Genomic DNA, 19,884 nt, shown 5'->3' with positions numbered 1-19,884 from the left:
CCGCGAGCCGGTTTTTCGAATCACGGGACGACCCGGATTTCCAGGCCCATTCCATGTTTGACCATCTGCTCATCGCCAATCGTGGCGCCATTGCCTGCCGCATCCTGCGCACCCTGCGCACGCTGGACGTGACCGGCGTGTGTGTCTATTCCGAAGCCGACCTCGGCAGCCTGCACGTCCTGCAGGCCGACCGCGCCATCTCTTTGGGAGAAGGTGCGGCGGCCCAGACCTATCTGGCTGTGGACAAGATATTGGCCGCCGCCCGCGACAGTGGCGCGCAGGCCATCCATCCCGGTTATGGTTTTCTCTCCGAGAATGCCGCCTTTGCCGAAGCCTGCGAAGCCGCCGGCATCGCCTTCGTCGGCCCCACCCCGGCGCAGCTGCGCATCTTCGGACTCAAGCACACCGCGCGCGCACTGGCGCGAGAGCAGGGCGTGCCGATGCTGGAAGGCACCGACCTGCTGGAGAGCCTCGACGATGCGCTCTCGGCTGCGTCGCGCGTGGGTTATCCGGTGATGCTCAAAAGCACGGCGGGCGGTGGCGGCATCGGCATGCGCGTCTGCCGCAGCGATGCGGAATTGACGGACGCCTTTGATTCGGTGCGTCGACTGGGCCAGAACAATTTCAGCGACGCCGGCGTCTTCATCGAGAAATACATCGAACGTGCCCGCCATCTGGAAGTGCAGGTCTTCGGTGACGGGCAGGGCGAGGTGATCGCCCTGGGCGTACGGGACTGCTCGGTGCAACGACGCAACCAGAAAGTGCTGGAAGAAACGCCCGCGCCCCATCTTCCCGAGGGCATGGCCGAGGCCCTGTGCGCGGCAGCCATCCAGCTGGCGCGCGCGGTGAACTATCGCAGTGCCGGTACGGTGGAGTTCGTCTATGACAGTCTGGCCGGGCAGTTCTACTTCCTCGAAGTCAACACGCGCCTGCAGGTGGAACACGGCGTGACCGAACAGGTCTGGGGCGTGGATCTGGTGCGCTGGATGATCGAACTGGCAGCCGGCGACCTGCCACCGCTGTCGCAACTGGCGTCCCGTTTGCAGCCGCGTGGCCATGCGATCCAGGCGCGTCTGTATGCGGAAGATCCGGGGCGCCAGTTCCAGCCCTGCCCGGGCTTGCTGACCGCCGTCGATTTCCCGCCGGCCGATGGGCAGACCTTGCGCATCGATACCTGGGTCGAGGCCGGTTGTGAGATCCCGCCGTATTTCGATCCCATGATCGCCAAGCTGATCAGTTGGCAGCCCACCCGTGAAGCTGCCCGTGTGGCGCTGGATGCGGCGCTGCGCGAGACCCTGCTGTATGGCGTGGAAACCAATCAGCATTACCTGCGCCAGATCCTGGCCGATGCCCCCTTTGCCGACGGCCAGCCATGGACGCGTTGTCTGGAACAACTGGTCTATCACGCCGATACGGTGGAGGTCCTGTCACCCGGTACCCAGACCACGGTGCAGGATCATCCTGGCCGCATCGGTTATTGGGCCGTCGGCGTGCCGCCCTCAGGGCCCATGGATGAGCGCGCACTGCGGCTGGGCAATCGCCTGCTGGGTAATGCCGAGGATGCGGCGGGACTGGAAGTGACCATGATGGGGCCGGTACTGCGTTTCAATACCGCCGCCAGGGTGGTGGTCACCGGTGCCGTGATCCCGGTCTTGCTCGATGGCGTAGCCCAGCCCATGGCCACCGTGTTGCACATCGCCGCCGGCAGCACCCTGAAGCTTGGCACCATCAGCGGCGCCGGTGCGCGCAGCTATCTGGCCGTGCGCGGTGGCGTGCAGGTGCCGGCCTATCTGGGCAGCCGCAGCACCTTCACGCTGGGCCAGTTTGGTGGTCATGCGGGGCGTGCGCTGGCCAGTGGCGACATCCTGCATCTGCTGCCGTTGGCCGAGGGCGACATGCCCGAGGTCGGCCAGGTCTTGCCGGCCAACCTGTATCCCGCCCTCGATGCGGTACGTCAGGTCCGCGTGATCTATGGTCCGCATGGTGCGCCGGAATATTTCACGCCGACCTACATGGCGACCTTCTTCGCCACCGACTGGGAAGTCCATTTCAATTCCAGCCGCACCGGCGTGCGCCTGATCGGACCCAAGCCGGAATGGGTGCGCGACAGCGGTGGCGAAGCCGGCCTGCATCCCTCCAACATTCATGACAATCCCTATGCCGTCGGTGCCGTCGATTTCACGGGCGACATGCCGGTCATCCTCGGACCGGATGGCCCCAGCCTGGGCGGCTTCGTCTGCCCGGTCACGGTGATCGAGGCCGATCTCTGGCAGATTGGCCAGCTCAAGGCCGGTGACAAGCTGCGCTTCGTTCCGGTGGAGGTGAGCACTGCACGCCGCATCGCCCTGGCCGCACAAGCCGGTATCACCAGCCTGCAGCCGCAGCCGGTGGACTGGTCGCCGGCACCGCTGGCCTCGCCCGTCGTGCTTGACCTGGGACAGGATGAACACCGTCTGGTGGCGCGTCTGTCGGGCGATGCCAATCTGCTGCTGGAAGTGGGCAGCCCGCAACTGGACCTGGTGCTGCGCTTCCGCGTGCATGCCCTGATCGCGGCCTTGGAAGAACAGCATCTTCCCGGCGTGATCGACCTCACGCCCGGTATTCGCTCGCTGCAGGTGCACTACCAGCCGGAAGCCTTGCCCTTGCCGACCTTGCTGGAGACCATCGCCGGATTGTGGGATGCCGTCTGCGCCCGCCAGAACCTGACGGTATCCTCGCGTATCGTGCACCTGCCTTTGTCCTGGGACGACCCGGCCTGTCAGCTCGCCATCGAGAAATACATGACCACCGTGCGCAAGGATGCACCGTGGTGCCCCAGCAATCTTGAATTCATCCGCCGCATCAACGACCTCAAGGATATCGGCGCGGTGCGCCAGACCGTGTTCGATGCCAGCTATCTGGTCATGGGACTGGGCGATGTCTATCTGGGCGCGCCGGTGGCTACGCCGCTGGACCCGCGTCATCGCCTGGTCACGACCAAGTACAACCCGGCGCGCACCTGGACTGCCGAGAACTCGGTAGGTATCGGCGGTGCCTATATGTGCATCTATGGCATGGAAGGACCGGGCGGTTACCAGTTCGTGGGCCGCACCCTGCAGATGTGGAACCGCTATCGCGAAGTCGCGGCCTTCCGGGGCAAGCCCTGGCTGCTGCGCTTCTTCGACCAGATCCGTTTCTATCCGGTCACGGCCGAAGAATTGCAGACCATCCGCCGCGACTTCCCGCTGGGCCGCTTCGAGGTCGGCATCGAGGAGACGCGACTGGATCTGGCGCACTACCAGGATTTTCTGCAACGCGAAGCCGAGGGTATCGCTGCCTTCCGCCAGCATCAGCAAGCAGCCTTCGATGCCGAGCGCCAGCGCTGGATCGCCAACGGCCAGGCCGACTACGAGAGCGAGGAAGACAGTGCTCTCATGCAGGAAGACCAACCCCTGCAGGCGGGACAACTGGCCGTGGATGCGCCCATTGCCGGCAACCTGTGGCAGGTCAAGGTCAGTCCCGGCCAGCGGGTGGCGCAAGGTGAACTGCTGATGATTCTGGAATCGATGAAGATGGAAATCAACATCGCCGCCCCCGAAGCCGGCATCGTCGCCGAAGTACGGGTGCAGCCGGGCAGTCCGGTACGTGCGGGACAGTGCGTGCTGGTCATGGAAGAGATTGAACAGGAGGCCACATGATCCATCCTTTCGACTTGCGCATCGATGCGCTCACGGCGGCCTATCGTGATGGCAGCCTGTCCCCGCGCACCGTGATCGGCCGCCTGCGTGAGCGTGCCATCGCACTCAATGCGCAATACCGGCTCTACCTCCACCTGTTGAGCGAGGAAGAGATCGAGCCCTACCTGCAGGCGCTGGAACGGCAATCCCCGCACAGCCTGCCGCTGTATGGTGTGCCCTTCTCGATCAAGGACAACATCGACCTGGCGGGTATTGCGACCACGGCGGCCTGTCCGGCCTTCAGCTACGTACCACGCGAGAGTGCCACCCTGGTAGCGCAACTGATCGCGCTCGGTGCGGTGCCGATGGGCAAATGCAATCTGGATCAGTTCGCCACCGGTCTCAACGGTACCCGCTCGCCCTATGGCGCCTGCCGCAACAGCGTGCATCCGGATTATCCTTCCGGCGGTTCGTCCTCCGGTTCATCGCTGGCGGTGGCATTGGGTTTGAGCAGCTTTGCATTGGGCACTGACACGGCCGGCAGTGGCCGCGTCCCTGCCGCCCTGAACAATCTGGTCGGACTGAAGGCGACCAAGGGACTGCTCTCCACCGCCGGGGTAGTGCCCGCCTGCCGTACGCTGGATTGCGTGACCTTCTTCACCGCCACGGCAGCCGAAGCCAGTCAGCTGCTGGCGCTGTGCACGCAATCAGGACAGCCCGACGAGCGCGACGAATACAGCCGGGCCAACCTGCCGCACAATGATGCAGCGGCCTTCCAGGCGCCACGCGAGGGCTTGCGCGTGGGAGTACCGCGCCAGCTGGAATTCCTCGGCTGCAGCGAGAGTCCGGTCCTGTTCGTGGAAGCGCTGGGACAACTGGAGGCCATCGGCGGCGTACCCGTGACCATCGATTTCAGCCCCTTTCTGGAGGCAGCGCGCCTGCTCTACGAGGGCCCGTGGGTGGCCGAGCGCTACAGCACCATCGAAGCGCTGTTGCAGGAACGGCCTGAGGAGATCCTGCCGGTGATTCGCGACGTGCTGCGCAAGGCACCGCAGTACAGCGCCGTCGATACCTTCCGCGCACAATATCGCCTGCAGCAACTGAAGGTGCAATGCGACCGCATCCTCAGCACTGTCGATTGCGTGGTCACGCCTGCCTATCCGCGTCCGGTGACCCTGGAGGAATTGCACGAGCAGCCGGTGCAGCGCAATTCGGATCTGGGCTGGTACACCAATTTCATGAACATGCTGGACTACGCGGCCGTCGCCACCCCGATGAACTTCATGAAGAACGGCCTGCCCTGGGGCATCACGGTATTCGGCCCGGCCTTCACCGACCAGGCACTGCTGGGCGTGGCCGATGCCTTGCAGCGCGCACATGGACGGCCACTGGTCGGACAGCGGCAGATCGAAAACCGCCTGCTGGCGGCGTGAGTGACCGGGGAGGGCGGACGCCTGGTCAGGCGTCCGGCAGGATTTCGGTCAGCGAGAGAATGGCCTGCGCCACTTCGGCGATGCGCCGGTTCTGGTTCATGGCGTGTTTGCGCAGCAGGCGATAGGCGGCTTCTTCGTTGAGGCCCTGCTTCATCATCAGCACACCCTTGGCCCGCTCGATGAGCTTGCGTTCTTCCAGGCTCTCGCGCACGGTGGCCAGTTCCTGGGTCAGGTTCTGCAGGCGCTCGGACTGGGTGCGCAGGATGTCGACAATGGAGTGGGTCAGGTGCGGCCCCACCCCGGTACGCAGCGATTGGTCCGGCAGCGCCTGGTCTTCCAGGCTGGAGGGGAAGGCGACCAGCGGGGCCAATGGATCGAGTGCATCATCCTGGCTGAAGAGCTGGCCCTGGTGGTCCAGTTCCTTCTGCAATTCGGCGATCTTGTCCCTGCATTGCGACTGCAGGTAGTTGGCCAGATGGATCTCGACCCGGTGCAGGCCATCCATGCGGGTGGAGCAGCACTGGTACCAGGCATCGGCCAGTTCGGGATCAAGCGGACGGCCATGCGCGGTGAGCAGCTTGCGACGCAGCCTTTCCAGATCGGCCAGCGGCAGGGTGGCCTGCATGGCGCTCCACTCGTTGCGGAAACCTTCGGCGAAGGATTCGAAACGACGCAGGGCCTGTTCCTGCATCTCGATCTGGGTTTCGATGGTCTGTTCCTGTTCGCGCGTGATCTTGCCCATGGCAAACGCGGCAGCACCGGCGGCCCGTTCGCGTCCGGCAAATTCCTTGCCCTGCATCAGGTTGAACAGCGCCACCAGCAGACGCGATATCTCGGGGTCCACGGCCACATCGGCCGCTTCAAACACCAGCGCCAGCAGGGCGCCCACCACCGTCTTGAAACGCTCGTAGCTGGCGCTCGGGGTACAGGTGAGGGCCACCACATCGGCGCGCAGCTTGGGCAGCCCGTCCAGTGCATGCAGGGCGAAGGCGATGCGGGTGTAGAGACGCGCGCCATTGGAGAGAGCGTTGTCGTGCTCGGTGGATTCCAGCCAGGCATCGAATTCACACCGTGCCGCCTGGCTCGCCGCTACGCGCTCCTGGCACTCCTGCGCATCCCGCTCGCCGCGCGAGCCGAGATAGATGTTGGAGACCCCGCGTTCCTGCTGCAGGCAATGAATCAGCTTGCCCACGGTGAGTACCAGCTGGCAGGTGCGAGCCAGGCGTTGCAGTTCCTCCACTTCGCAGCGGCGGGCGGTGATCAGGTAGTTCAGGACTTGGCTCATGGACGGCAGGACGAAGAATCAGGGAGACCCTCAGCGCCAGCAAGTTTCATGCAATGGCGCTGCATCCCCGGATTGTAATGGAATCGACTTGCCCGGCATCCGCTCCCTAGCGGGCGATATACCATTCGTAGCGATGATTCCACGCCACGAACAGGTTCATCGTGATGGCGCCGATGAGCGAATAGAACACGCGATCCATCGGCAGGAACAGGGCCGCCGTCGCAAACAGCGCCAGGTCAAATCCCATCAGAAGCCAGCCGGCCTTGAAGCCGGTGCGTTCCTGCACGTAGGTGGCCAGGATGCTCATGCCGCCGCAGCTGGCCTGGTGGCGGAACAGCCCGATCAGGCCGATGCCCACGCACAGTCCGGCCAGCACTGCCCCGACGGCGGGATCGAGGTGGCTGTAGCTGATGTAGTTGCCGGCCACGTTGGTCAGTACCGAGACTGCCGTGACGGCGGCCAGGGTGCGCCAGGTGAAGGCGGCGCCCATGCGCAGGGCGGCCAGCAGGTAGAAGGGCAGGTTGATGAGGGTAAAGGCCATGCCGAAGCTGATGCCGGTGGCATAGGTCACCAGGAAGGCCACACCGGCGATCTGACCGATGATCAGGCCCAGGCTGTGCAGCATGGACATGCCGAAGGCGATCATCACCACACCGAAGAGCTGGCCTTGCAGGTTGTCGATCCAGCTGTGGCGCACGGCAGGCAGGGCCGCGGTACTGGCACGTGCGGCGGGCGCAGCGGCAATGGGCGAGGAGGGCGAGGAATCCGCAGTGGAAGTCGTCATGGCAATACCAATCATCAATCGTGGATAACGAACGCGTCACGTCGCTGGCCAGGTCGGCGGGTAAGCCGGTACAGCCAACGGTGTGCAGCTGCCTTCAATCGTCGACAGCCGCCGCTGGGGCGCATGGTAATGGATTTGTTGCAGTGCGGCGAGAGTCGGATGAGACGGCGCGGCGCCGCTACAACACTTCTCGGCAAGCAGGAAATGTGCCAGAGCCTGAATTTTCGGTTAGGGGAATGTGGGCGGGGCGCGGCCGATAGCGGTTTCGATACGCTTGCAGCGATCAAAGCATCAAAGCATCATGCTCCATACCTTGGCGTGACGGTCTGGCCCGTAATAGTTCTGCATCATGCCGTGACTGGCATCGAAGAGATGATCGTAGAAGCCCCAGCTGGCGCGATAGCGCGGGCCGCTGTTGACCACCAGTTGTCCGGCACAGGCCGCACGGGCCTCGTCACAGGCCGCCTGCAGCAGAGCGCGACCGATGCCCTGTCCGCGCATGGCGTCGCGACGCACGAAGACATTGAGCAATTCCAGCGCGGTCCCTTGTGCTTGTGGATCCAGATTGAGGTGGTTGCTCAGGCGCGTATCCGGGCGTGACAGCGCCATGCAGCCCAGCACCCGGCCATTGCTATCGCGCGCCACCAGATAGCTGCGATAACGTCCCTCGGCATCCATCGCGCCGCTCATGCAGTCACGGATGGCGGCGACCTCGGCTTCGACCACGCTGCCGTCTCGCAGATCACGCACGTGCTGGCGCAGGACCGCATCCAGCGCGCACAGGTCCGTGTGCTCCAGCCAGCGTATGACGCACGCTCCGGACGTGTGGGCCACGCCGGGCGCTGGCGATGCGTGATGTGCGTAATGGATGTCCCATTCTTCCTCGCGGACCTGTATGAAACCATGACGGCGATAGAAGGCATTGGCCGGACTCCCGCGCAATGCTGCCAACTGCACGCTGCAGCCATGGCGGCGGGCATCGGCCAGGATGCGCCTGAGTACCTGCGTACCCAGGCCTTCACGCTGGTAGTCGGGATGGAGATACAGGTGGCGCAGGTGCAGCGCATCTGGTTGGCGTTCCAGCGCAAAGAAGCCAGCAGTCCGGCCCTGGTGCAGGACATGAAAGGTTCTATCCGGCAAGAAGTCGTTGGTGAAACGCTCCCGTGCACGCTGTGGATCGAAGCGCCCGATTTGCTCCAGGCTGGGTCGCATGGCGGTAACACGCAGAGCGATCAGCTTGTCGAGATCCGAGGCGCGGGTTTGCTGGAACAGCGCGAAGGGGGCGTGGCGGGCAGGGGAAGAGCGCGTCATCGTGGTGGACAGGAATGGATATCTGCGTGGGCGGGTTGCGGTTCATCAGCATACGCGTATTGGCGGCGACCTGCGGTGATGGCCAGCTTCCTGACCTTGCAATGTGCTGCACTGTCGACACAATAAGTGGCTGTGCTGAGTCGTCTTGTCGTCATTCACACGATCAAAGGAATGACCATGCCTGGTACGGCCGACGACCTCTCCCTCGCCCCTTCTCTTTCTGCCGATGGCACGTTGACGCGGTTGCTCAAGAAAGTTCTGCTGAAACAGGCGAGGATCTCATCAGTGGAAAGAATCGGCCGGCATTATGTGCGCATTCGCTTGCAGGGCCAGGCGCTGAGGAACCAGAACTGGACACCGGGCGACAAGATACAGGTCAGTCTCGGCAAAGGATTCGAAAACCGGACCTACACGCCCTTGTCCTGGGACCCGGCGCAAGGCTGTGCGGAATTTATCGTTTATCTGCATGGAGGGACGGCAACCTGTGCATTTTTTGACGGGGTTCGGCCTGGCACGAACGTAGCATTCATGGGGCCGCGCAGTTCGATGGATGTGAGCCAGGTGAAACAGCCGCTGCTGTTCGGCGATGAAACCTGCCTCGGACTGGCTGCGGCGCTGGCGCAGCCGGGCACTGAGGCTGCGATGGTATTCGAGGTGGACGATGTCGTGCAGATGCACGAGGTCTTGCAGAGGCTTGGCATTGGCGATGCGGTTCTCGTGCGGCGGCAGCCGGACGATGCGCATCTGGCCGAGATCAACGAAGTGATACTGCGCACGGCAACACCTGATACGAACTTCATTCTTGCCGGACGTGCGGCCGCGATCCAGGCCATCAAGCGTCATCTAAATGGCGCTGGTGTCGGCAATCGCCGCATCAAGGCCAAGGCTTATTGGGCATTGGGGAAGAAGGGGCTGGACTGAACGGAGCCGTTTGGGAAGGTGCTGGCACCGAAGTCGGGCATGATATTCAGATCAAGCCCGGCGTCGGGCAAAATTGCACCCGAGCGGTCGGGCAGGCCGGTATCATGCCTGACCACCCCTATTCCAGTCTTTTCCAAGGAAACCCATGTCGCCAGATATGAGCAAACCTCGGCTGCCCGCCGTCGACATCGCCACCGCCACCCTCGCACAAAAGGAAGTCCTGGACGATATCCTGAAGGGCCCGCGTGGCAACCTGGCCGGTCCCTTCCTGTCCTGGATCCACAGTCCCGAACTGGCGCAGCCTGCCCAGAAGCTGGGCGCATTCTGCCGTTATCACACGCAGCTGCCGTTGCGACTGTCGGAGCTGGCCATCCTGTGCACGGCCGCGAAATGGCAAGCTCAGGCGGAGTGGCAGATTCACTATCCCATCGCCATCGAGGCTGGACTGGACGCGGACAATATCGAGCGGATTCGTCTGGGCAGGCCCCCTGCCTTTGAGGCGCGCGACGAACAGATGATCTGGGAATTCGTGGAAGAACTGTACGAGAACAGACGTATTTCCGAGCCCTTGTATCGGGAGGCGCAAGAGCGCTTCGGTATCGAGGTGCTGGTCAATCTTGTGGGACTGCTGGGCTACTATTCTCTGGTGGCCATGACGCTGAACGTCTTCCATGTGCGCCATGGACAAGCACCGCTGCCCTTTGATGAACCTGCCGGCAGCGCAGCGGAGTGAATGTCGGGTGTGTGTCTGGCAGTGGCATGCCGCCGGCCAGGCTTACGCGATATCGAGCACGATCCTTCCGCGCGGCGCCTTGCCGGACTCCAGCAGCGCGTGCGCGAAGGCAGCCTCTGCGAGGGGGAAGCACTGACCGACCGCGGGTACCAGCACCTGTTGTTGCGCCAGCAGCGCGACCTGTCGCAGGCACTCCGGATCGTCATCGATGATCGAGCGGATCACACGTACCTTGAATTCGTCCCCGCGTTCCCGGATCGGGGCAGCGACCAGCCAGACCAACTGGCCCCCGGGTTTGAGGACGGGATAGGAACGGTCGTGGGTGTCTGCGCCCACCAGGTCGAAGACGACATCGAACCCGCGCAAAGTCGAGAAATCCTCCTTGTCATGGGCGATGACCCCGGTCGCACCCAATGCCAGCACGGCATCCCGGTTGGCACTGCTGCAGGTTGCCCAGACCTCGGCGCCCAGGTGCACCGCCAGCTGGATCATCAGACTGCCTACTGCGCCGGAACCGGCGTGTACCAGTATCTTCATGCCGCTGGATACCTGTGCTGTTCTGACCATGGGAATCCAGGCACTTGCGCCGGGCTGCAACAGCGCCGCTGCCTGTCGCTTCGTCAGCGAAGCGGGCTGCGCGACCACGCGCGCTGCCGGCAGGACGATGCTGTCGGCGTAGGTACCCTGGCCGAACATGTCGGCGATCACGCAGACGGCGTCGCCGACATGGAGACCCTCGGCGCTGGATTCGACGATCACGCCCGCACCGTCGCGGCCGGGGATCTTGGGTAGTCTGAGTGGTACGTGGCGTTCAAGCAGACCGGCCCTGAGTTTGGTATCCAGGGGAGCGACTCCCGCCGCGCACAGGCTGACACGGACCTGGCCCGAGGTCAGGGCGGGCGCCTCGATGGTTTCCAGAACCATGACTTCCGGGGGGCCGTATTGGTGATAGCGGATTGCCTTCGTATTCATCGTGCCTCTTTCGTGGCTGTTTGGTCCTTGTGGAAAACCCTGCTGGCAGACCGTGCGCAGCGTTGGTTTGAAGAGCAGCCGGTCCGCCGTGAGCTACTTCAGGATCGGATCCTAGAGAGAAGCGTCAAGGCAATGCAAATAGACTATCCATATTCCAGTAATAAGCTGGGCTGATGTCTCGATAAGTTTGACTGATGATGCTATAAGCCAGTGTCATTCGGACGTTCTGCCTGCCCTTGCGCGAGTGCGTGACGCTGTTTCCGTGGTGTTATCGTACGTCCGGATTTTGCGGCACTTTTTCTGCGTGCGCGGTGTCGCTGGCGAGCAGGAAAGGCCTGTGCAAATAATTTTCAAGAGGAATTGAATGAACAGAGTTTTGCAATCCATCCACGATAATTTGCCGCAATGGGTGGCTGACTGGTTCGACGTGCTGGTGCCGGCGACGGAGGTGGTGCTGATTTTTCTGCTGGCGCTGGCGATCATGCGGGTGGCCAGGCGCCTCATCGCGAGGGTCGAACGCGATTACGGTTTGCCGGCTACGGCCATCATGCTCACGCAGCGGGTGCTGGGATTTTTCATCTATGGCGGTGCCGTACTGTGGGCGCTGGAGCGGATGGGAGTGTCCGGTACGGTGCTATGGTCTGCGTTTACCGGATTCGCCGCCGTGGGTGCGGTGGCGTTCTTTGCGGTGTGGAGTGTGTTGTCCAATCTGTTTTGCGCCATCCTGATCTTTACTACAGGGCCGTTCCGCGTGGGGGACATGATCGAGGTGCTGGAAGGCGGAGACAAGCCTGGCGTAAAGGGGCGGGTGCTGGATATCAACCTGGTCTATACCACCTTGCTGGAGGAGGGGCAGGAAGAGAAGACGATCCTGCAGTTGCCGAACAGTCTGTTCTTTCAGCGGATAGTGCGCAGGTGGAGTGATGAGCGTGGGACGGGATTTTAGAACGCATCTCACGCCTATTTATGAAATGGGTTCTAGTGATGCGTGGCCACCTTCATTAGCCGTCATTGAGGAAGCACATATTTGAAAAAATGCTGAATCCCCTCCCAAGCCGATTCTTGATTTCATCAGTATGAATGGGCGCTAGAGGAGGGGATTCGTCTTTCTAGTCGATAAGTCCTAGTTGGTAGAGAGAATGGCCTGCTCCATTTTGAATAAAGTCGGCGTAGGATTTTTTAGTCACTTTGCTGATAAAAATTTCGATTACTCGTGCCTGCGCTCTCTCGACTGCAGTAGCCACATCATCGAAGATGACCCAGTCCGTTAGCTCAATTCCAGGAATCTCAGCGTTTCTTCGTTCGTTGATAAAGTCATTCAACATATCAAAACTAAAAGTCTTTTCTCTTTTTTTATTATTGCAGCGAGCGCAAACAGGAAATAAGTTGCCAGAGACATTGTTAGTTTTCAACGTGTAGGTTGTGCCTCTTTTTTTGGCATTTATATGGTCGATTTGGAACGCGGATGGATGGTAAAAGCCCAAACAGTAAAAACAAAGTCGTGCTCCATATCCTATGTGTTGATTGGCAAGTTGCTGTACTTGCAGAGTCGGGTGAACATCCTTGGGACGGAAAGCTGGTCTGCCGCTATTTCCCCCCCATAAGTTCATCCTATTCTCAAGCGCAGTTACACCTGCTTTCTCTAGATTGCTGCCGCCGATAAATCCAAGATCACCGCTCGTCATGTACTTTCGGTGATCGCTTTCTTCCTCGCCATATACCTTGCGAATCGCTACGGCCTGGTCGATCTTGTCTCGTATTTCCCATTTGTCTGGATATTTGTCGGAGTTGAATTTCAGGGTCCGCAATCTCTCCGCTGTCACCAGATTGTCTTGCTTCTTGACATTGCACGATGCACACGACAAGACGAGATTAATGGTCTCGTGCAGGTAATGATCCAGGTAAGTATCTGCGTCGTGATCCCGGAATCTTTCCCCTTTGCTGAAATCTTGAAAGATTCGATAGCGGACATAGATGCGCTTCGCAATCACGTGATCCACATGCATTCCATCAATAGGGATCGAATGCATGCACCACGGGCACCAGTAGATCGGGGTGGTCGGCTCTTTAATATAGAAATATGGCAGGCAATCTATATATTTTGCTCTCACCTCTTTAGCGAAGCCCCTGGCTCTCTTCAAGTTCTCAAATTCCGAGGGGAAATCAGGTAACGTCGCCCCCTCAAAATTTTCAATGCTTGTAGAGATAATGTCTTGGATCTGGTTGTTGGCCAGGGCGCGTGTCAAAGGACTATTGACGGTTCTTCTCTCCTTTGAGATGGGCTTTTTAAGGACAGTCGAACTTTCGCCTTTGTTGCCGTTTTTCGTTGCGAATTTGAACCTGAGATTTTTCAGCTTATCTGTAGGACCGACCATGAAATTTTTCCTGGGGTTACGTTGTTTCATTTGGACCTGAAACATGCACTTCTTGATGAACAAGCGCTATATCGGATATCTGTGGCGATGTAATTACCCGATCATGCGGCGCAAGAACTTTGGTCGAATTCGCTGTGAGTAAGGATCATAATCGAGCGCAATTGCCGTAATCTTGTTGCCGTTCTTTTGCAGATCATCAAATTCCTGATACGCGCCAAGACGGTCCTGCTTAAGCAATTCCATTTTTTCGCTGCAGCTTGATAAGCCATACCAGTCGCCATTGCTGGTTAGCCGATATTCAAACGCAAGTCGACGTCGTTGATCGCCGTCCGTGCTTGTAATCAAACGGATCGAGTAGATGGGTTCATCTGGCAAGAATAAGTAGCGGTTATCGACAAATACATAACCTCCCTCGCTCCAGTCCAGATGATCGCGGTCATTGTCTTTTTCATCTGGCTCGTCTGACAGTTCGACGTCGGATGAGCTCGTGCCATCTTTCCGCTCCACCGACAACATCATTCGAAGGCGATAGTATTCGTTATACGATGCGCGTCCCTTGCCACGCTCTTCAACAATGAATTTGATGCCCGTCAGGTGGCCATCGACGCGGAGTTCTCGCTTGTCAACGGTGGCTATTCGTTCAAATTCCTTGAAATTTGTTTTTGGCACGCCAACCGAATACGCGATAGGCGAGGCGTTGGAGGCGATGCGTTGCAATGTAAGTGCATCGCCGACTTCGTTGGACGTGATAACACGTTGTGCTGACTGCCTCTCTTTTAGTACTGCAACCAGATACGTTACATTCTCCGCACCCTCGAATTTCAGTCGATTTTCTGGGTCAAGCTTGAATGCACTTACCTGCCCGATATTTGCTTGGGCGATGGCGACGCCTCCGGTGCCTGTCGAAAGGCATACCTCTGCTGTGTCCCCGGTGGAATCACGTACGATGGTGATTGCTGAGACAAGGGTTCCATCTGATTTTTGGGTCCAAAGCTGATGTCGACTTCCGATATCGCGTTGCAAGGCAATTCGACGTCTGTCGGCCGTTGTGAATCGACTGTCCGTGTCCTCGCATCCCTCAATTGAAAGTACCAAACCATTTGGAGCTTTCAGAACGAAATACGCTTGTTGTATTTCCGATCTTGTGATGTCGTCTGCTGTTGCCTCTTGAACGTTCCAAATAATGGTGCTGTCGCTTGTGTCGTTCCGCTGTTTCAATACAGGCGTCCCGTTGAGCGGCAAACTCAGAGAATATTTTGGCCCGAGTCCCGCGTTTCGAAGTTCGCCACTCCCTGTCAGTTCCCAAACTTGGCTGCGGTCAATTTCTGCTAATTCAGCCAGACCGACTTTGACCGTGGTAGGGGCTGTCTCGCCTTCCTTCGGTGTTTGAATCAATGCTGTCAGCGCGAATTCAGTGGTCTTGCGGTTGCCGGGAAAGCCGTACGCTACCGGGATAACACTGACAATGTTCCCATTTGGAGTTACACGCCATAGAGCTTGTCGTGTCCACTCAAATTCTTTCCCGGTGACACTGCCTGCTTGTGGCGATTCGCCATGCACCGCAAGGCATTTCTTATCATTCGAATTCTTGAATACCACAATGTCATGTCTAGTGTGGCGCCCAATTTCGTCATCATATTTTCCATAAAAGAGGAAGTAAGCTCGGTATTTGGTCACCAGGTCCATGGCGGAGTGTTTGGTAGCGAACTCTTTCAGAACATTGGCGATGCTTGTTCTTGTGCCTGGGGTGAGCACATTGATACTTGGAATTAGCCGTTCTCGCTGTACAGCTGACCACCGCTGATAATCATAAAGAGATTCAGCCCACTTGCCAGCTTGTTCGATGACTGCACCTTCGCCTCCAACGGCATGTATGGTGAAGGACTGTTTTTCAGCCGTATCTTTGTTTCTGGAATTTTCTTGTTTGCTTTTCTCGAAGCTGGTATCGGATTCGAACGATGCCGTGCCGGTATCTCCGGCTACCTTAAGACGCCCGGCATATCGGTTTACTGCCTCCGACTCGGACTCGCTGCCATCGAAAGTTTTCACGTCTGTCGCAAAAAGTCGTCCGCCCACAAGTGTCTGTGTCGCGACGAATTGCCCAAAGCACCCAAGCACTTTCACGATTGCCTTGAATTTGCTCTCTTCGTTTTCTTCCGCAAGTGCGAGCAAGCAGGCATCTTCAAACTCTTGGCTTGCACAGGGCGAAGTTGTGTCGAACGATAGCTCAACTTTCGGAAGGAAGAAGTTTGCCGTGATGTAGATTTTCTTTTTTATTCCGCCCCCATTGGATCCTTCAGCGTCGTAATAGGCAGCTGAAACGCCAACGCCAACACTGGCTGCTTTACCTGCAGCGACAGTCAATGAGGACTTGATATCGGTAACACCATTTTTCTGAACTTGGTGCATCGCTTCGGTTGATGCAAAGTGATTCTCAAAATAGCCGGTGAAGTTAGGCTTGCGATATAAGAGAGCTGCTACGGAAGTTGGTTTGATCTTTCCCTCTCTTTCAACGTCAACTTCCCGGCGTAGCACTTCTTTGAAACCTGTCTCTACCGGATTGGACATACTGTGGTCGATGATGATGCCCTTGTAAAAACCAATTCGATCCAACAGGTCCTCACGCTGTGCAAGGTTAAGGTCGAAAAAGTCTATTGTGTTTTGCAGTTGCGCATCATTCTGGAATATTCGAGTCAGATGCTTTTCTGCGAACTTGTGGTCTTCCAGGCTGAGTTTCTCGAATGTATCGAGCAGTCTTTTGTTGATCTCCGGTGCCGAAACTTTTACCGCTTCAAGTAGCTGCGACCGATGATCTCGGGCTTCTCGTTCCCGTTGTTCAATCTTGGCTTCGCGTTTGGTGAGTCCATCCTTAAGCTCTCGCTCGGTAAGTGTTATCCCTTGTTCATCCAAATCATCATCATCTTCATATGGATTGGCTGGCACGGGGTAATTTGAATCCAGGCTTGCACCATTCGTATTGATCGATGGCTTAACGGTTTCAATGTTGACCAGATCTTGGTCCTCGCGGACCTTCCGTGGCTTCGTGTTGAAGTTCTGAAGAGTCTTCCGTGTATCTGGCATATCGAATATGGAATTGATGTTTAAAAAAAACGAGGGGCTTGGGCCCCTCGTTCCGTGTCAGTACTTGTAGACTCCGCGCACTATCAGTGTGTTTTCGTGCGTGCTGCTATCCATGCTGGTGCTGCCCTGGTAGCTCAGGCCCAGGGTCCATCCACGGCGCAGGAGAAACTCGATGCCGGCGGAGGCCGATATGGTGTTCTGATCCAGGCCCAGCACCGTTACCGCATAGGTGTCATTGCCAACGTCGGCATAGCCCATCGTGGCCACGCTATCGCCCTTCAGGGACTGACTGTATTCCAGTCGGCCGGTCAGTCTGAGGGCACCCCATGATGTCGGGATGCCGTACTGGCTACGCAAGCCGCCGACAAGTGCCAGCGTGTTGATTCGCTGGTTTGCGTAGGAGAGGTTGTAGTCGCCGCCGCCGGTCTCGGTGTAGTGGCGCAGCAGGGTGGTCGAGAACTGCAGGCGGCCGTAGGGCGACAGCATCAGGTTTTGCCATTGGAATTCATAGCCGCTGCTGAGGGCTCCGAAGAATTGCTGGCCGTTGCGACTACCGTTGGCCGATCCACCGGAGTCGGTAATGTATCGATGGCTGTCGAAGTTCAGGTAACTATAGCCCAGCAGCGTGTCCACAAAGAGCTGTCCAGGATGATAACTGGCGTAGAGCGCCGCGCTGGCGGCATTGCCCTTGCTCTGGGTGCCCGACGAAGCAATATCGCTGACATCACGACCGAAGCCAAGTCCCAGGCCGGCAACGAAGTCCGGCCCAAATCGGTAATCGGCACCGGCGCTGATGCCGACCGTGGTGTGATCGAGGCGCAGGCTATCCTTGTTCGTCGTGCCGAAGTTCACGTAGCCGCCGGTCCACAGCGCCAAATTGGGGTCAGTCACCCAGGGCTGGCCGCCTGCCTTGGCTTTGGCCGGATCTTCGCCGGTGGCCAGACCGCTCGCGTCTTTGGAAGCTGTAGAGCTTGCCAGTCCGTCTTGGTTGCGAGTGTTACGCGGGACCGCGACAGTGATATTGAACAGGCCGCTGCGGCGCTCGGATTCCTTGTGTAGATGCTCCAGGCGGTTGTTGAAGTTGCTGAGTTGAGCGCTGGCGAACTGCACCGCGCTCTGGGCCTGCGCGTTCACCAGCCCGGTTACCTGCTGATCCTTGCTGGGATCTGAGCGCTTGGTGATCTGCACCGTCACGGTTGCCGTATTGGATGTGCCGGTGGCGTTGGTCAGCGAATACTGCAGTGCCAGGGTTCCGCTAGCCTGCGCTGCGGCCGCGAACGTCAGGTAGTAGGTATTGGTGATGGTCGCCGTACCTTGCGACGCACTTGGCGTGTTTAGCAGGGTAGCTCCCGTATATGGGCTACCGGTAGCGCCGTTGGTCAGATTGACAGTAATGGTCTGGCCGGCCATCACGGTTGCGGTCTGATTCACTGCGACCGGCGCACTTGTGGATCCGGCAGCTGCGACAGTCAATGTATAGGCATTTGAGGCTGTGGCAGAGGCGGCATCCGTCACTGTCACGGTGAAAGAATAGCTGCCCGATGTGGTCGGCGTGCCAGACAGGAGACCGGTCGTTGTGTTAAGGGTGAGCCCGGTCGGCAACGTTCCCGACAGGGCATAAGTGTAGGGACTGGTGCCACCACTGGCGCTGAACGTCTGGCTATAAGCGGCATTTACTGTTGCCGAGGCTAGTGCGCCAGCGGTGGGGGACAGTGCAACCGCGGTCGCAGTGACCGTAATGTTGGCCGTCGCGGCAGTTGAGGTGCCGGCGCTGTTGGTGGCAGTATAGGTGAAGCTGTCGGCGCCGGAATAACCTGCCACGGGGGTATAGGTGATGCTGGTGCCGGATGCCGTTGCCGTACCGTGGCTTGGTGCTGAAGCCACCGCGACGGAGGTCGCCGTACCGGTGATCGACAGGGTGACTGTGTTGTTGCTGCTATTGGCGGCGACGGTGGTCGACGTCGCGGCAACAGTCGGCGCCGACACTGAAGAAGCTGAGCAAGTCACAGTGAGGCCAGTGATGTAGGTCCCGACATTGACGACCAGATTCAGGCCAGTGGCTGAGAGTTGGGATGACGTGACCTGATAGGAGTGAGACCCGGAGACATGGCTGCTACTGTAATAGTTATAGCCGTATGCGTTGGTTTGTGCCGCATCTTGGAGGAGCACATAGTCAGTGGCTAGCGCATTAATGCTGGCAGGATCATTGCCGTTATCGCTGTACGAAACGGAGACCGATTCATCGCTGTTAAATGATCCTGCAGCGTATGAGGCACTGTAGGCGCTTCCGCTGAGCGCATTGACGGCTGTACATGACGCGGACAATGCCGCGTATGCCGCATTTGTTCCCAGCACCAGCTGCAATACCAGCAAGACAAGCAACCCCGCAAACCGCTTCAGAGATAACTCCTTGCGCGATTTCCGCTTGACCCTGTTCAAGCGAGAAACCTCTTCCCCATCAAATCTCATGTCAAATTTCCGTAATTGTCCGTGTTACAAAGAATTACGATTTTAGTTGCTTGTCTCTTTGGCTTAAGTCAGGAGTAAGGGAGTTTCTCCTGTCTTTACCTAAGTTAACTCCGTGGAATTAGTAAGGAAACTTCCTGCCGGGATAGGAAGCTCTTCATTGGCGGAGCGCGACGCGGGTCGATCAGGAGGCATTCGCTCCGACGCGCGCAGATGAAATTTGGCAATTCATTGATGAGCTGACTGAGACCGTTAGGAGCACCCTTGCGCACGGTGAAGGAGGGTATGCAAGGTCGGTCGGCGTAGCGTTGCCGTGCATCTTTGTACTCATGGCCACAAGCTTAGCCATGACTTTCTTCCAGACAAAGGGCAACTGCTGCCTTATAGCGATGACGTAATTCCGGTCATGCGTGAAGCCTGAAAATCAGTTGCAAATGATTGATGCAGTGTCAGCTGTGCACTGGGTTTCTGGGGAGTTGGGCCTTCCAAGCGTAGTAGCCGCTGGGATGGACGCACATTACGCGGCACATTGTGCGAACGGCATGCTGGGGTTCGTGAGCCACAATGAACGCGTACTTTACCGAGACTCGTTGGCAAAGAACGCGGCGGCCTTTTTTAGGATGTCGCGCTCCTCGGTGACGCGCTTGAGTTCAGCCTTGAGGCGACGCAGCTCTTCTTGCTGGCTCGCCTGTGCCCGACGCTCCTCAGGCGGCAATGCGTACTTCTTCATCCATTCGTACAGCGTCGGCTGCGATACCCCGAGCCGTTTCGCAACATCAGGGGCTGAGTGGCCCGTTCCGTGACCTGCTTGACTGCCTCAATCTTGAACTCTTCCGGATAACGCTTGTTACTCATGATGACTCCTTG

At 58.7% G+C, this 19,884-nt stretch carries 12 protein-coding genes and 1 pseudogene; 5 read left to right on the top strand and 8 right to left on the bottom strand.

All coding sequences use genetic code 11. The features are described 5' to 3' along the window. Nucleotides 1-53: 53 nt before the first annotated feature. A complete protein-coding gene (gene uca, locus ACODSZ_RS05100; protein ID WP_488927168.1) occupies nt 54-3,677 on the top strand; it encodes an urea carboxylase in 3,624 nt (1,207 codons plus the stop codon). Further along, on the top strand, nt 3,674-5,089 hold the full coding sequence (gene atzF, locus ACODSZ_RS05095) for an allophanate hydrolase (RefSeq protein ID WP_488927167.1): 1,416 nt from the start codon (nt 3,674-3,676) through the stop codon (nt 5,087-5,089). The genes uca and atzF overlap by 4 nt, the downstream gene beginning before the upstream one ends. Before the next feature lie 25 nt (nt 5,090-5,114). Here the strand turns inward: atzF and ACODSZ_RS05090 are convergent, their stop codons facing one another. The 3 genes from ACODSZ_RS05090 to ACODSZ_RS05080 form a co-directional block, all read right to left on the bottom strand. Then, nucleotides 5,115-6,374, bottom strand: coding sequence for a nitrate- and nitrite sensing domain-containing protein (locus ACODSZ_RS05090; RefSeq protein ID WP_488927166.1), 1,260 nt, complete (start codon nt 6,372-6,374; stop codon nt 5,115-5,117). A 106-nt stretch (nt 6,375-6,480) separates the two neighbouring features. Next, entirely contained in the window at nt 6,481-7,158 is a 678-nt protein-coding gene (locus tag ACODSZ_RS05085) for a YitT family protein (protein WP_237713604.1), read from the bottom strand. A 291-nt stretch (nt 7,159-7,449) separates the two neighbouring features. Continuing rightward, nucleotides 7,450-8,469, bottom strand: a complete 1,020-nt coding sequence (locus ACODSZ_RS05080; RefSeq protein WP_488927165.1) for a GNAT family N-acetyltransferase — start codon at nt 8,467-8,469, stop codon at nt 7,450-7,452. 177 nt (nt 8,470-8,646) lie between these two features. Between ACODSZ_RS05080 and ACODSZ_RS05075 the strand changes: the two genes are divergently transcribed. Both ACODSZ_RS05075 and ACODSZ_RS05070 read left to right on the top strand, forming a co-directional pair. Then, the gene (locus ACODSZ_RS05075) at nt 8,647-9,390 is read left to right on the top strand and encodes a siderophore-interacting protein (RefSeq protein ID WP_488927164.1); all 744 of its coding nucleotides are present in this window, start codon (nt 8,647-8,649) and stop codon (nt 9,388-9,390) included. 145 nt (nt 9,391-9,535) lie between these two features. Continuing rightward, on the top strand, nt 9,536-10,123 hold the full coding sequence (locus tag ACODSZ_RS05070) for a carboxymuconolactone decarboxylase family protein (protein WP_488927163.1): 588 nt from the start codon (nt 9,536-9,538) through the stop codon (nt 10,121-10,123). Between the two features lie 42 nt (nt 10,124-10,165). Here ACODSZ_RS05070 and ACODSZ_RS05065 read toward each other — a convergent pair whose 3' ends face one another. Further along, complete coding sequence (locus ACODSZ_RS05065; protein ID WP_175343926.1) at nt 10,166-11,095, bottom strand: NADP-dependent oxidoreductase; 930 nt, start codon at nt 11,093-11,095, stop codon at nt 10,166-10,168. 364 nt (nt 11,096-11,459) lie between these two features. Between ACODSZ_RS05065 and ACODSZ_RS05060 the strand changes: the two genes are divergently transcribed. Then, the gene (locus ACODSZ_RS05060; RefSeq protein WP_175343927.1) at nt 11,460-12,041 is read left to right on the top strand and encodes a mechanosensitive ion channel family protein; all 582 of its coding nucleotides are present in this window, start codon (nt 11,460-11,462) and stop codon (nt 12,039-12,041) included. A gap of 163 nt (nt 12,042-12,204) precedes the next feature. On the opposite strand, the gene ACODSZ_RS05055 is transcribed toward ACODSZ_RS05060, so the two are convergent. From ACODSZ_RS05055 to ACODSZ_RS05040, 4 genes and pseudogenes are all read right to left on the bottom strand, one after another. Beyond that, a complete protein-coding gene (locus ACODSZ_RS05055; protein ID WP_175343928.1) occupies nt 12,205-13,500 on the bottom strand; it encodes an HNH endonuclease signature motif containing protein in 1,296 nt (431 codons plus the stop codon). A 63-nt stretch (nt 13,501-13,563) separates the two neighbouring features. Beyond that, complete coding sequence (locus ACODSZ_RS05050) at nt 13,564-16,413, bottom strand: hypothetical protein (protein WP_488927162.1); 2,850 nt, start codon at nt 16,411-16,413, stop codon at nt 13,564-13,566. A 195-nt stretch (nt 16,414-16,608) separates the two neighbouring features. Then, nucleotides 16,609-19,020, bottom strand: coding sequence for an autotransporter domain-containing protein (locus ACODSZ_RS05045; RefSeq protein WP_488927161.1), 2,412 nt, complete (start codon nt 19,018-19,020; stop codon nt 16,609-16,611). Nucleotides 19,021-19,493: 473 nt separating this feature from the next. Beyond that, a pseudogene (locus ACODSZ_RS05040) lies at nt 19,494-19,872 on the bottom strand (transposase); the annotation flags it as partial. Nucleotides 19,873-19,884 lie beyond the last annotated feature (12 nt).

Source organism: Herbaspirillum sp. FG34 (assembly GCF_057809315.1).
This window is presented reverse-complemented; position numbering and strand designations above follow the sequence as displayed.

Bases quoted from the DNA above. Each gene is read 5' to 3' on its own strand.
- ACODSZ_RS05080 (WP_488927165.1), bottom strand. From the start codon at position 8,469: ATGACGCGCTCTTCCCCTGCCCGCCACGCCCCCTTCGCGCTGTTCCAG.
- ACODSZ_RS05055 (WP_175343928.1), bottom strand. From the start codon at position 13,500: ATGAAACAACGTAACCCCAGGAAAAATTTCATGGTCGGTCCTACAGAT.
- atzF (WP_488927167.1), top strand. From the start codon at position 3,674: ATGATCCATCCTTTCGACTTGCGCATCGATGCGCTCACGGCGGCCTAT.
- ACODSZ_RS05075 (WP_488927164.1), top strand. From the start codon at position 8,647: ATGCCTGGTACGGCCGACGACCTCTCCCTCGCCCCTTCTCTTTCTGCC.
- uca (WP_488927168.1), top strand. From the start codon at position 54: ATGTTTGACCATCTGCTCATCGCCAATCGTGGCGCCATTGCCTGCCGC.
- ACODSZ_RS05060 (WP_175343927.1), top strand. From the start codon at position 11,460: ATGAACAGAGTTTTGCAATCCATCCACGATAATTTGCCGCAATGGGTG.
- ACODSZ_RS05070 (WP_488927163.1), top strand. From the start codon at position 9,536: ATGTCGCCAGATATGAGCAAACCTCGGCTGCCCGCCGTCGACATCGCC.
- ACODSZ_RS05065 (WP_175343926.1), bottom strand. From the start codon at position 11,095: ATGAATACGAAGGCAATCCGCTATCACCAATACGGCCCCCCGGAAGTC.
- ACODSZ_RS05090 (WP_488927166.1), bottom strand. From the start codon at position 6,374: ATGAGCCAAGTCCTGAACTACCTGATCACCGCCCGCCGCTGCGAAGTG.
- ACODSZ_RS05085 (WP_237713604.1), bottom strand. From the start codon at position 7,158: ATGACGACTTCCACTGCGGATTCCTCGCCCTCCTCGCCCATTGCCGCT.
- ACODSZ_RS05045 (WP_488927161.1), bottom strand. From the start codon at position 19,020: ATGAGATTTGATGGGGAAGAGGTTTCTCGCTTGAACAGGGTCAAGCGG.